At 44.6% G+C, this 11,815-nt stretch carries 13 protein-coding genes; 3 read left to right on the top strand and 10 right to left on the bottom strand.

Annotated elements, in window-relative coordinates; genetic code table 11:
- Positions 1-54: 54 nt before the first annotated feature.
- Entirely contained in the window at positions 55-504 is a 450-nt protein-coding gene (locus AAFF35_RS19760; protein WP_342328261.1) for a VOC family protein, read from the bottom strand.
- Positions 505-576: 72 nt separating this feature from the next.
- Here AAFF35_RS19760 and AAFF35_RS19765 point away from each other — a divergent pair, with 72 nt between their 5' ends.
- Genes AAFF35_RS19765 through AAFF35_RS19775 form a run of 3 tightly spaced genes read left to right on the top strand, consistent with a single transcriptional unit; the run spans position 577 to position 2,587 of the window.
- Positions 577-936: a helix-turn-helix domain-containing protein gene (locus AAFF35_RS19765; RefSeq protein ID WP_342328262.1), complete on the top strand. Its 360-nt coding sequence runs from the start codon at positions 577-579 to the stop codon at positions 934-936.
- Entirely contained in the window at positions 933-1,514 is a 582-nt protein-coding gene (locus AAFF35_RS19770; protein WP_342328263.1) for a Crp/Fnr family transcriptional regulator, read from the top strand. Before AAFF35_RS19765 ends, AAFF35_RS19770 begins: the two co-directional genes overlap by 4 nt.
- A gap of 59 nt (positions 1,515-1,573) precedes the next feature.
- Positions 1,574-2,587: an NAD-dependent epimerase/dehydratase family protein gene (locus AAFF35_RS19775; RefSeq protein WP_342328264.1), complete on the top strand. Its 1,014-nt coding sequence runs from the start codon at positions 1,574-1,576 to the stop codon at positions 2,585-2,587.
- Positions 2,588-2,624: 37 nt separating this feature from the next.
- Here AAFF35_RS19775 and AAFF35_RS19780 read toward each other — a convergent pair whose 3' ends face one another.
- The 9 genes from AAFF35_RS19780 to AAFF35_RS19820 all read right to left on the bottom strand — a co-directional run bounded on the left by AAFF35_RS19780 (position 2,625) and on the right by AAFF35_RS19820 (position 11,732).
- Positions 2,625-3,179, bottom strand: coding sequence for a DUF3347 domain-containing protein (locus tag AAFF35_RS19780; protein WP_342328265.1), 555 nt, complete (start codon positions 3,177-3,179; stop codon positions 2,625-2,627).
- Between the two features lie 24 nt (positions 3,180-3,203).
- Positions 3,204-4,430 carry an efflux RND transporter periplasmic adaptor subunit gene (locus tag AAFF35_RS19785; protein WP_342328266.1) on the bottom strand — a complete coding sequence of 409 codons (1,227 nt, stop codon included), beginning with the start codon at positions 4,428-4,430 and terminating at the stop codon, positions 3,204-3,206.
- Between the two features lie 4 nt (positions 4,431-4,434).
- Positions 4,435-5,673, bottom strand: coding sequence for an efflux RND transporter periplasmic adaptor subunit (locus AAFF35_RS19790; RefSeq protein WP_342328267.1), 1,239 nt, complete (start codon positions 5,671-5,673; stop codon positions 4,435-4,437).
- Positions 5,651-6,904 (bottom strand): TolC family protein, encoded by a 1,254-nt coding sequence (locus AAFF35_RS19795; protein WP_342328268.1) that lies wholly within the window; start codon positions 6,902-6,904, stop codon positions 5,651-5,653. The genes AAFF35_RS19790 and AAFF35_RS19795 overlap by 23 nt, the downstream gene beginning before the upstream one ends.
- The gene (locus AAFF35_RS19800; RefSeq protein WP_342328269.1) at positions 6,888-8,825 is read right to left on the bottom strand and encodes an efflux RND transporter permease subunit; all 1,938 of its coding nucleotides are present in this window, start codon (positions 8,823-8,825) and stop codon (positions 6,888-6,890) included. The genes AAFF35_RS19795 and AAFF35_RS19800 overlap by 17 nt, the downstream gene beginning before the upstream one ends.
- Positions 8,822-10,120 carry an efflux RND transporter permease subunit gene (locus AAFF35_RS19805; protein ID WP_342328270.1) on the bottom strand — a complete coding sequence of 433 codons (1,299 nt, stop codon included), beginning with the start codon at positions 10,118-10,120 and terminating at the stop codon, positions 8,822-8,824. The genes AAFF35_RS19800 and AAFF35_RS19805 overlap by 4 nt, the downstream gene beginning before the upstream one ends.
- Positions 10,121-10,158: 38 nt before the next feature.
- Positions 10,159-10,527: a heavy-metal-associated domain-containing protein gene (locus AAFF35_RS19810; protein WP_342328271.1), complete on the bottom strand. Its 369-nt coding sequence runs from the start codon at positions 10,525-10,527 to the stop codon at positions 10,159-10,161.
- A gap of 97 nt (positions 10,528-10,624) precedes the next feature.
- A complete protein-coding gene (locus AAFF35_RS19815) occupies positions 10,625-11,029 on the bottom strand; it encodes a hypothetical protein (RefSeq protein ID WP_342328272.1) in 405 nt (134 codons plus the stop codon).
- A 139-nt stretch (positions 11,030-11,168) separates the two neighbouring features.
- Positions 11,169-11,732, bottom strand: coding sequence for an AraC family transcriptional regulator (locus tag AAFF35_RS19820; RefSeq protein WP_342328273.1), 564 nt, complete (start codon positions 11,730-11,732; stop codon positions 11,169-11,171).
- Positions 11,733-11,815 lie beyond the last annotated feature (83 nt).

Raw genomic sequence — 11,815 nt, forward strand, 5'->3', positions numbered from 1 at the left:
ATAAAGGTACGCCTTCTCCGTATAAAAAAGATGAAGAAATCTTCATGTAAAGCCCTAAAAAGGAGCCCCTTCTATAAACTCGATCACCTCTCCATTAGGGCTATAAATCAGGGAGTTGTTGACGATTACCGGAGGATTTCCCAGCGAAAGGCTCATCGGTTCAATACAGGATATTGCCCCTGCATTCAGACAACGATCATAGGCTGCCTTCGCATTTTCCACACTCATCGCCAGGTGTAGCAAAGCGCCTGTACGAACCTCCTCTCCTTCATTAGCCCCCCGTCCTTCTCTTGGTGCATTCGCCTGTCCATCAAAAATCTCGATGAAGGTATTTCCATCCGATGATTTCAGCATTGCCGCCTGCCGGATGTTAAACTCCGGTAAAGACCAGGTGTGGCTAATCGAAAAATCAAGGGCGCCGGTATAGAATTTTAAGGTCTGATCAAAATCTTTCGCGCGGATCGCCAAATGGTGCAAGCCTTTAATTTTACTGCTATTTGTCATAAATCATGATATTTTTAACCAAATTTACACCCTGTATACTGCAGAAAGCGACACTTACAAAATTGTAAGCAAATGAGAAAGACCAGTTCCACGAACTATGAGAATGAACAGACACTGCATGAATTTTGCAGCGCCGCCTTTACCTTATCTGTGATCAGTGGCAGGTGGAAACTCACGATTCTGGTTAAATTAATGGAAAGGGACCTCCGGTACGGCGAATTAAAACATGCCATTCCCAGTATTACAGAGCGTGTTTTAGCTTTGCAGCTGAAAGCGCTGGAAGAAGATCAGCTGCTGCTGAAAATTTCAGATGATACTTCCGGACATTTACCCATCTACAGCTTATCCCCCCTGGGCAGAAGCCTGGAACCTGTGATCAATAGTCTTTCCGCCTGGGGCAACACACATCAACCAATTCCGACCAGCAGATGAAAGATCCTTACCACAAAATATTAAATCTATTTCCCGAGTATGCAAATGCAGAAAATGCAGACAAGGCGCTGATAGAACGGCTTTTTCATCCGGTAGCGCTAAAAAAAGGAAGCTTGCTGGTTGAAGAAAACACCATTCCACAATATTTATATTTTATCAATACCGGCTTTGTCAGGGTCTATTACTACCATGATGGGGAAGCCATCACTTGTCACCTTAACTGTCCAAATGGCTTTATCACTTCTTTTGGCAGCTTTATGTCAGAAACGAGGTCTACGGAAATTGTAGAGTGTATTACCGCATGCTCCCTGCTTCAGATCAGCAAAAAGGACCTGGATCTTTTATATCAGCTGAGTCCTAAATGGGCAGAGGCCGGCCGTAAGATCTATGACCAGTCTATCGTTTACAATGAACAACGTACCAGGGATATCCTGACCCTCCCTGCAGATCAGCGGTATTTAAAGCTCTTGAATGAATCTCCTGAACTGATCCAGCAGGTTCCCCTGCAAATTATCGCTTCCTTTATCGGCATCAAGCCGGAAAGTTTAAGCAGAATCAGAAGACAGCTCATTTCCTAACCCAGGTTAAGTAGATTAGAAATCGGGTGCCCGACCTTTGTTTCATAAAAAATAAACAAATGGAAAATACACCTCTTTCTTTGGTTACCGGTGCCAACGGGCATTTGGGAAATAACCTGGTCAGGACCCTGTTAAATAAAGGAATTAACGTTCGCGCTTCTGTGCGTGACTTGTCCAATACCCTTCCTTTTAATGGATTAAAAGCAGAATTGGTAAAGGCCGACATTACCGATAAAAAATCTATGGTCAATGCCCTAGAAGGGGTCCATACCTTTTATTCCGTAGGTGCTTCTTTTAAACTCTGGGCTAAAGATCCGGTAAAAGAAATCTATAATGTGAATATGGACGGAACCCGGCTTTGCATTGAGGCGGCAAAAGAAGCAGGCGTCAAAAAAATCGTCTATGTAAGTTCTATTGCAGCATTGGACTATACCCGGCTTCCGACCCGGGAAAGCAATGGCTACAATCCCGACCGCCGGAACTGGTATTACAATTCAAAAAATGACGGAGAAAAACTGGCCTTTGAACTGTCAGCAAAACATGGTATAGAATTGGTTTCGGTGATGCCTTCTGCCATGATCGGTCAGACCGCTTTTCCGCCATTAAGTGTTTCCTACGGCATTTTAAAACTCGTTCTGAACAAAGAAATCCCGGTAGACACCAAAATTACCCTGAACTGGGTAGACGTTAAAGATGTGGCCGAAGGACTTTATCAGGCCGCACAAAAAGGAAGAAACGGAGAACGTTACATCCTGGCAAATGAACAATGTATGGGCATTCAGGAGGTGACTGCCATTGCTAAAGAATTGTACCCGGAACTGAAGATCAAAATGCCGGCATCCGTTCCAAAAAGTTTATTGTATCTGATTGCCTGGATGATGGAAATCAACGGTAAAATTAAAGGACAGGCCCCGCTGTTATCGGTCACTGACCTTTCCATGTTCTCTGGTTTACAGCAGAATTTCGACATCAGTAAGGCCCGTAAAGAATTGGGCTTTGATCCAAAACCGCCGAGACAAATCGTTGTAGAATCTTTGCAATACCTGATGGATAACAAAGCCTTGTTTTTATAATATTGCGGTCCTTAGGACCGCAATATTACCAATCCTCTTATTTAATGGTTTCTTTCACTTCTCCGCAAGTCAACATTGATTCCCCGTAATAAGGATTTTTAATGTCTTTCTCATTGCTCAACCAGGAAGCACCTTTATCGTTCATCGCCATCGGACAATACTCTACATATATTTCACCGGCATTAACGCCTGAGGCTTTCACTCTTTCAATAAAATCAGCACTCAATGCGGCAAAAGCGGTTCTCTGAACTTCAATATCCGCAGCATTGCTGATTTTGGCGGTCAAAGCCTGTAAAGCAGCTCCATTTTCAAGCGCTTTTACCCCAAGTTCTACCGCCTGAGCAGCAACTTTTGCCTCTGCCACATCAGCTGCGATCAATGCCGTACTCAGCTTTAAATAATGCGGATAAACTGCATTTAATTTATCGTCTTTTAAGCTCACACTACCCATCGCAGTTTTAGGCTCTTCCGTTTTCTCTGCTTCATGATGATGACCTTCATGAGATTCTTCTGCAGGTTTCTGCGTATTTCCACATGCGGCAAATAGCGTTACTGTGGCGAACGTAAAGGCTAAATTTCTAACTGTTTTCATTTTTATTTGTTTAATGGTTTATACTTATGTACTTATTTTAAGACCTTCAACAGGGTTTTTACCTTTCTTCAGGATGTATTCGCTATACAATAGGTAAGCTCCCGTAACCACCACCTGCTCGCCATTCTGCAAGCCGGCAGTGATTTCCACCTGATTGTAATTCTCCTGTCCGGTATGCACCAGTTTGGGTTCAAAGCTGTCCTTTCCTTTTTTAATCCAGACATGCATTCCTTTTCCATCTCTGATCACGGCGTCTACCGGTAAAGTCAGGACCTCGCTTTTGCTGCCGGAAGGTAGAAATACGTTAGCCTGAGCCCCAGGCTGCCATTGAAGATTTGGATTTGGAATGCTCCCGCGAATCTGGGTCAGCTGTGTTCCGGATTGCAAGGCAGGGGTGATGAAACTGATGGTCATCTCCTGAGGCTGATCCTCCCAGCCGGGGATCACCACCTTTACCCGCTGCCCTTCTTTGATTCCTTTTGCTTCGTTGGGATATACATCGGCTTCCACCCATAAATTCCCATAACCCTCCAGTCGAAGAATCGGACCTCCTTCGGTCACATATTGCCCCTGATTTACGGAAAGTTCTGCTACCACGCCACCTTCAGGAGCAAAGAAGGTGATGTATGGTTTTTTTTTCTGTGTCTGCTGCAATTGCTGTACCTGCGCGGCAGACTGCCCATAAAGCAACAACTTTTGCTTTGCAGATGCTACAATCTGTTGTTCTATCTTTTCTCCTGGAAATTGCTTTTCCTGAGCAACCGCCATCAGGTATTCCTGTTGTAAAGTAGCCAGTTGTTCAGAGTACAATTGATATAAAGGCTGTCCTTTTTTAACGGCTACTCCGGTTTCCCTGATATATAACTGTTCTATGCGGCCTGCAATGCGACTGGAGATATAACTGCTCTGCTCCGGGTCTACGGTTAAACGGCCATTGAGTTGTTTTGCGCCAGATAGGTTATTTACGCCAATCACCATGGTCGTGATATTAGCTAAGGCCTGACGTTTCTCATCTACTGTCAATGCTTTTTCATTGCTGTTCTTTTCGAAAGGCACCAAATCCATCCCACAAATCGGACAGGTCGACATTTCGTCCTTAACCACCTGTGGGTGCATCGGACAGGTAAAAGTCTGTTTCTTTGCTGCTTTTCCGTCTCCGGTTTTCTTTTCTTCACTGCTGCAGGCGGCAATAAATACCGATGGAACCAGGGCAAGCAGGGCGAATTTTTGTATAAATAGTTTCCGTTCCATATCCTTAATGCTGAATGTTTTCTGTCATTTTAATAAAGCTCTCACTGTCTACCAGATAAGCGGCATTTTTACTGATGTTCCAGGTACTGATGTCTTCATTGATCTGGACCATTCCCCCGATGGTGATGCCGGCATCCACTACTTTAGGAAGGAACACATTGCCCTCTTTCTTAAAGACCACCTGTTTATTTCCCACCGAAAGCACTGCAGCCTCCGGTAGCCACCAGGAGGCCTTTAATAATACCGGAATCCTGGCCGTCAGCAGTTGCCCTGGCTTAATCGTCGGATTTAGCAGGTAGGCCCTGGCAATGGTAAAATTTTCTCCGTTTTTAAAAGTCGGCTGAATAAGGCCAATCTCTGCAGCCTGACTTTCCGATTTATCCGCAGTTTTGTAAAAGATGAACTTTTTACCCTTTTTGATATGTGCCGCAAAGGCCGCTTTCAGTGAAAACTCTGCCACCAGTCGATCTGAACTGTAAATGGTAAACAATGAAGCACCTGCACTTACATATTGACCTTCCCTTAACAACACCGGTGAAGCCACAGGTACCGCCGCAGGACTGGCTGCTGCCGCAGCAGAAGCCCCTCCCATTTCAGTCATCCCATCACCACCTGAAGACGCAGCAGCCGAAGGAGCCGAGGGGGAAGAGGCGGTAGCTGCTGCTGTTTTCTCCAGGATATATCCTGAGGTATTGCTGTATACCGGAATCCGGTAACTTGGTTTACCTGTTTTTAATAAATTGCTAATCCCTGAAGGGGTCATTCCTAAAAGGATCAGGCGCTGTTTTCCCTGTGCAAGCATCATCGGATCGTTCCCGCTCCGGTGGATGAACAGCAGTTCCTGTTGTGCCGCAGCCAGGTCCGGCGAATAAATCTCCATGATCAGCTGCCCCTTTTTAACGGGCTGGTAATTGTATTTGACCCATAAACGCTCTATCCTTCCGCTCACCTTACTGGAGATGTTGTTCTGGTTTCTTGCGTCATAATTCATGACTCCCTGAACTTCTTCGGTAAAGATTTTCGCTCCGTATTCTGCCTTAATTACCGGCAAAGCAGAGACCACCTGCTCGTTGGAAGGCTTCAGTAAATGAGAAAGGTTGCTGTCGATTTTCACAACACCCGGATCATGATGCACTCCTTTTTTCTCTTTGCAGGCACTGATCAATAGGATTCCGGCTGTTCCCAATATCATAAACCCCCGGAAGGCCGAAGCTCCGCGCCTAACGATATAATTCTTTCTCATAATCTACGATCATTAAATAAAGTTTAAGTTTCTCGTCCAATACACTGGTCTGCATCATGGTCAATGCTTCCCAGGTACCGATCACCTCCGGCAGCTCCATTTTGTTCTCCCGGTAGCTGAGGAAACTTACATCCATTGTTTTCTGAAGCGTAGGAATGATCTTGTCTTCCATCGCTTCGATCCGCTTTTGCATGGACTGGATTTCAAACTGCATCCCATAAAGCATGCCCTGGGTTTCCTGCAGCATGGCTGATTTTTCCTTTTCCATCGCCAGCACCTCATAGGCCATCCCCTTGGCTTCAGATTTATACATCTTTGAAGACCATGGCGCAATAGGAATGCTCACCATCCCCATAATGCTGAAAGCCTTGGGCATCATTTTAGTCAATGGCGACATATGGTCGAAGCGGAGTTTAAAGTCCGGGCGACTTTGTTTCTTCATCGCCTCGATGTTCAGTTTCATCGAATAAATGCTGTAATCCATTTTTTTGATGTCCTTTCTTACCATCGCCAGACTTCCTGTATCAATCATTGCAGCAGGTACATATTGAGGCTGATAAGTGGAGTCTATGGCAAAGTCCATATTTCCGGGATTGTTCATCAGGCTGTTTAACCAGGCGCGGGATTTGGCCATATCGCCTTCCTGCATCCGGATCATGTTCCTGTTTTCTTCAATCTTTGCTGAAGCTTTGTAAACGCTTCCCAATTTCGACTGGTTATAAGGATACCTGATCTCCTCGATCTTTTTCATCGTCTGCATGATCTTCTCATTTTTCTGCAAAATGGAGATCTTTTGAAGGGCAACAAGCCAGGTAAAGTACAGTCGTTTGGCCTGTGCTTTATATTCGTTCAGCGTGACTCCCCTCGTTGCATTTTCTACATTGCCTTTAGACTCGATGAACTTGCGGTTGGCATTTAGCTTCACCGGATTCGGGATGTCCTGCTCAAACTGAACCATGACCGACCCTTTGTCGCGGTCGTCCATCATCACCTGTCCAGGATAAGGGGTCATAAATGTCCCTACCCCAACCATTGGCGCCATCCATGCGGTGGCTGCTTTACCGAGGTGTTTATAGCTTTCTGCTTTCAGTCCGTAAGACTGTAACAGTAAATTATTCTGATTGATCCTGTTCAGGATGGTATCCAGTGAAAGGACTGGTTTTTGCTGCGCCACCGAATAAAAGGGAAGCAGGCAAATCAGCCATACGATTCTTTTAATGTTGTACATCATGCACCTCCAATTTTCCATATTTTCTCAATTCGTATTCTTTAGACATCAGAAAGATCAGTGGCGTCACCAACAGGATGTGTGTAGAAGAAGTCAATACCCCTCCAATCATCGGCAATACGATGGGTTGCATCACGTCTACCCCGACTCCTGTGGCCCATAATACCGGCACCAATCCAAAGAGCGACACACAAACTGTCATCAGCTTTGGCCTTAACCTTCTTGCCGCACCGAAAATCACATATTCTCTTAAATCTGCTTTGGTAATCGTTTCGCTGGAATTTCCTTTTAATTTGATCAGCTGCTGCATGGCATCATTGAGATAGATGACCATCACAATTCCCGTCTCGACGGCGATCCCAAACAGGGCAATAAAGCCCACTGCGACCCCAACGGAAAGGTTAACATCCCAGAACCAGATCATATACGCTCCGCCGATTAAGGCAAAAGGAACGGTGATCAGACTCAGGAAAGCTTCCCTGATGGAATGAAAAGCAAAATATAAAGAGAAGAAAATGATCACCAGCACTACCGGCGCAATCCACATCAGGGTTTGTTTACCCCTGATCAGGTTCTCATACTGTCCGCTCCACTCCAGGAAATAACCTTCAGGAAGGATCCCTTTTTCTTTGTTCAGCTTCTCCATTGCGTCCTGAACAGTACTTCCCAAATCTCTGTCCCTCACATTAAACATCACTGCACCGCGAAGGATGGCATTGTCTGAACTGATCATTGGCGGACCATCTTCGAACTTCACATCAGCAACTGCCGAAAGTGGTACTTCGCCAAATCCTTTGGATTGTACCGGAATCCGCTTGATTCTTTCTACACTATTTCTGTATTCCTGAGCCAGGCGGACACTGATCGAAAAGCGCTGACGCCCTTCAATCGTATTGCCAATCGTAGCCCCACCCAATGCCGTTTCCACGATCTGGTTTACATCATCTACATTCAATCCATAACGGGCCAGTTCCTCGCGTTTCACATCGATAGAAAGGTATTTACCTCCTGTAATGGGTTCTACAAAAAGGTCACTTACCCCTGCAGTACCTTCCAATGCTGCCTTTACACGTTCAGAAACGGAAGCAATGGTATCCAGATTTTGTCCAAAGACTTTAATCCCCACATCTGTCCGGATTCCGGTAGCCAACATATTGATCCTGTTGATGATCGGTTGTGTCCAGCCATTCACCACTCCCGGGATTTGCAGTTTGGCATCCAGCTCATTGATGATGTCTTTTTTCGTGATCCCTTCCCTCCATTCTTTTTTGGGCTTCAGGGTAATGATCGTTTCGATCATACTGATCGGGGAATTATCGGTTGCGGTATTAGCGCGCCCTGCTTTTCCCAAAACCTTATCCACTTCCGGAACCGATTTAATGATCTTATCCTGAACCTGCAGGATCCGCTTCGCTTCCGCATTGGAAACATCAGGTAAGGTGACCGGCATAAAAAGAATACTTTGTTCATCCAAAGGAGGAATAAATTCTGTTCCCAGGTTTTTCAATAAAGGAATGGTGATCAATAAGGCAATGATATTCACTGCCAAAGTTGTTTTTCTCCAATTTAAAACCACCCTGATTACCGGCTCATACACCTTTTCCAGGCCCCTGTTTACGGGATTCGCATGGTCCGGTCTGAATTTGCCCTTCATAAAAAAGGAAATCAGCACCGGTGCAAGGGTAATTACCAGTAAGGCATCGACAATCATGATGAAAGTCTTGGTGAAGGCCAGTGGGTGGAATAATTTCCCCTCCTGCCCTGTCAGCATAAACACCGGAAGGAAAGAGGTGATGATGATAACCGTGGCAAAGAACACGCCCCTGGACACCTGTTTACTGGATTTGGTGATCACCGCAAGGCGATCTTCTTCCGTAATCCAATCCGGAGATTTACGGAATCTATTTTTTATCCACTTGATCATGATTCAGTTGTTTTTTGTTGATCCTGTTCCCAGATCGCATAGCGTTCTGCAAGATGTTTGTAAGCGTTTTCACTCATGATAATCCCATTGTCGACGATGACACCAATGGCCAGGGCAATCCCGGTCAGCGACATGATGTTGGAGGAAATATCAAAAGCATTCAGCAGGATGAAACTCGCTGCAATGGTAATTGGAATCTGAATGATAATGCTCAATGCACTTCTCCAGTGGAAAAGAAAAATGATGACAATGATCGAAACGACGATCATTTCTTCAATCAGGGTATGGGTGATGGAATCTACCGCCTCACTAATCAACTCTCCACGGTCGTAGACAATGTCGAATTTAACGCCTTTAGGCAATCCTTTCGACACTTCTTTCATTTTTTCTTTTACCTTCTCTATCACCTCCGCAGCATTCTCACCATAACGCATCACAACAATCCCACCTGCACGTTCTCCTTCTCCGTTCTGGTCGAAAATTCCCAACCTCGTTTCTCCGGTCATCTGGACCGTAGCCAGATCCGAAATCCGGATCGGCGTTCCGTTCTGGTTTTTCACGGGAATGTCTGAGATTTCTTTAATGGATTTGAGGTATCCGGAAGTTTTAATGATATAGCCCATATCACTCATCTCAAACTTCCTCCCTCCGGATTCATTGTTATTGCTTCGTACCGCTGCAATCACCTCCGGGGCAGATAACTTATAATAAAGCAGTTTATTCGGATCTATAGAGATCTGATATTGTTTCTGAAACCCTCCAAAAGAAGCGATTTCACTCACTCCGGGAACCGTTTGTAAAGCAAACTTCACATACCAGTCCTGGATGGCCCTTTGTTCTCCAAGGTCCATATCCGGGGCATCCAGAGTATACCACAACACATGACCTACCCCTGTTCCATCCGGCCCCAGCTGAGGGGCAACACCATCGGGCAGGGTCTTCGAGATCGTACTGATCCGCTCCAATACCCTTTCTCTTGCCCAATAGACATCCACATCGTCTTCAAAGATGACATAGATAAAACTCATTCCGAACATGGAGGAACCACGAACATACTTGATCTTAGGAATCCCCTGCAAATTGGTGACCAGCGGATAGGTGACCTGATCTTCGATCAGTTGCGGTGAGCGGCCCATCCATTCTGTAAATACAATCACCTGGTTTTCTGACAGGTCAGGAATCGCATCTATGGGATTTTTCTTAACGGCATAAATGCCCCAGACAAAAAGCCCCAAAGAAAGCACCAGCACAATAAACCGATTGCGCATTGACCATTCTATAATTTTATGTACCATTTTTTTATTTTAATGATGCTGAGATCAACAATCAGGAACTAGTGTTTTTTCTGGCCTTTAACGGGAAGTTTTTCTTCTCCTTCACGCTCATATTGGCAACATCCATGAAGCTTGTTATACGCTTCATCGCTGGCTTTAAACTTCTGGGTATCGTAACCTGTAGCCGCTACCTTTTGTTGTATCTGGTCATTGGTGATGACAGAAGAATCATAGCTTACCTTTAACACTTTTGTTTCCGGGCTCCAGTTTGCCGCACTTACACCAGGCACTTTCAGGGCAGTTTCTATCTTCTTTTTACACATGGTACAGTTACCACGCACTTTAATACTGTCTATTTTAGATTGCGCAAATACAGCAATGCTCAGGAAGGTCAATACGACCGCCGATAGGAATCTTAATGATTTCATAATAATGGTTATTTAAGAAAATGGATTTAATAAAAAATGGGCTACGATTACATCATAACCAGGACGCGAACGCGTCAGGAAACAAAAGAAAAGGGTATTATATTCTGTAGGTACAGTTTTTCAGGAAGACGGGAATTTTATTGCCGTCCGGGGGTGCATTGCTCAATGCTTCCCTGGTAATTTTAAGCGGAACCTGTGGTTGGTAATTTACAAATAACGCAGGTAGGATCACCGCCGATAAGGCCGCATTAAACTCATAAACCGGAACATTGGCTTTCTGAGATTTATCCACTTTTGGCTGTTGTTTTTCATCCTCACAGCAGGATTTTGCCTTGGCTTTTGGTGTTCCTTTAGGCATTCCGCAAAGACCACAGGTGTCTTTATTTTGCTGATCTAAACCCCAGCTCACCAACTCCCCCATGCAATAATGGAAGTGCAGCGTCGCCCCACTGGAAACACCCAGGTAGAAGACAGCAAGTATGGTTAACAGAGTTCTTTTCATTTAAGGTTCAAAGTTTGAAAATTAACAGCTTATATTTTTATATAATTATGGGATTATTTTATAAAATTCTGAACTCAGGGAATCAGAATGATCTTTCCCGTGCTTTTTCTGCTCTCATCTCTTTTCTTAAAATATCTTTTTAAATTTTGTCGATCGCCGTCCGCCCCAGGCTCCCTGCAGCTTTAAACTTGCTTGGGGAAAGTCCGGTAATAGCTTTGAATTGCGCAGAGAGATGCGAACTACTGCTATAGCCCATTTTCACTGAAATCTCATTGAGGTTCATTTCTCCATATCCGATCAGCTCCTTCACTTTTTCAATTTTCTGATAGATGATAAACTTTTCTATGGTCAGTCCTTCGGAATCGGAAAACAGGCGACTGAGATAGGTATAATCCCTGTTTACGCCAGAGGCGATCATACTGACCATGCTTTGATCTAGATTGGAAAGATCAGAATGATGAACGAGCTCAATGATGACATTTTTTACCCGCTCTACGAGCTGATCTTTTTCTTTATCGATCAGTTCAAAGCCCAGCAATTTCAATGAGGTTCCAATATTTTCCAGCTGTATTCCTTCCGGAGTGGGATGAATCTCTACCGTTCCCAGAGTAATGTCAGAAACCAGGAAATTTAATTTTTCCATTTGTTGGCGGACTGCAACGATACAACGGCCGCAAACCATATTTTTTACGTGTAATAACATGAGTATTCAAGCTTGATTAAAAATTCAATTCAGATATGGCAGCAGCGCGCAAACGGCCCCAGCTCCCTGAAAATCGGATTTGA

The organism is Pedobacter sp. FW305-3-2-15-E-R2A2 (genome assembly GCF_038446955.1).
Taxonomy (GTDB): domain Bacteria; phylum Bacteroidota; class Bacteroidia; order Sphingobacteriales; family Sphingobacteriaceae; genus Pedobacter.

Bases quoted from the DNA above. Each gene is read 5' to 3' on its own strand.
- AAFF35_RS19770 (WP_342328263.1), top strand. From the start codon at position 933: ATGAAAGATCCTTACCACAAAATATTAAATCTATTTCCCGAGTATGCA.
- AAFF35_RS19815 (WP_342328272.1), bottom strand. From the start codon at position 11,029: ATGAAAAGAACTCTGTTAACCATACTTGCTGTCTTCTACCTGGGTGTT.
- AAFF35_RS19820 (WP_342328273.1), bottom strand. From the start codon at position 11,732: ATGTTATTACACGTAAAAAATATGGTTTGCGGCCGTTGTATCGTTGCA.
- AAFF35_RS19760 (WP_342328261.1), bottom strand. From the start codon at position 504: ATGACAAATAGCAGTAAAATTAAAGGCTTGCACCATTTGGCGATCCGC.
- AAFF35_RS19775 (WP_342328264.1), top strand. From the start codon at position 1,574: ATGGAAAATACACCTCTTTCTTTGGTTACCGGTGCCAACGGGCATTTG.
- AAFF35_RS19790 (WP_342328267.1), bottom strand. From the start codon at position 5,673: ATGAGAAAGAATTATATCGTTAGGCGCGGAGCTTCGGCCTTCCGGGGG.
- AAFF35_RS19805 (WP_342328270.1), bottom strand. From the start codon at position 10,120: ATGGTACATAAAATTATAGAATGGTCAATGCGCAATCGGTTTATTGTG.
- AAFF35_RS19810 (WP_342328271.1), bottom strand. From the start codon at position 10,527: ATGAAATCATTAAGATTCCTATCGGCGGTCGTATTGACCTTCCTGAGC.
- AAFF35_RS19795 (WP_342328268.1), bottom strand. From the start codon at position 6,904: ATGATGTACAACATTAAAAGAATCGTATGGCTGATTTGCCTGCTTCCC.
- AAFF35_RS19785 (WP_342328266.1), bottom strand. From the start codon at position 4,430: ATGGAACGGAAACTATTTATACAAAAATTCGCCCTGCTTGCCCTGGTT.
- AAFF35_RS19780 (WP_342328265.1), bottom strand. From the start codon at position 3,179: ATGAAAACAGTTAGAAATTTAGCCTTTACGTTCGCCACAGTAACGCTA.
- AAFF35_RS19765 (WP_342328262.1), top strand. From the start codon at position 577: ATGAGAAAGACCAGTTCCACGAACTATGAGAATGAACAGACACTGCAT.
- AAFF35_RS19800 (WP_342328269.1), bottom strand. From the start codon at position 8,825: ATGATCAAGTGGATAAAAAATAGATTCCGTAAATCTCCGGATTGGATT.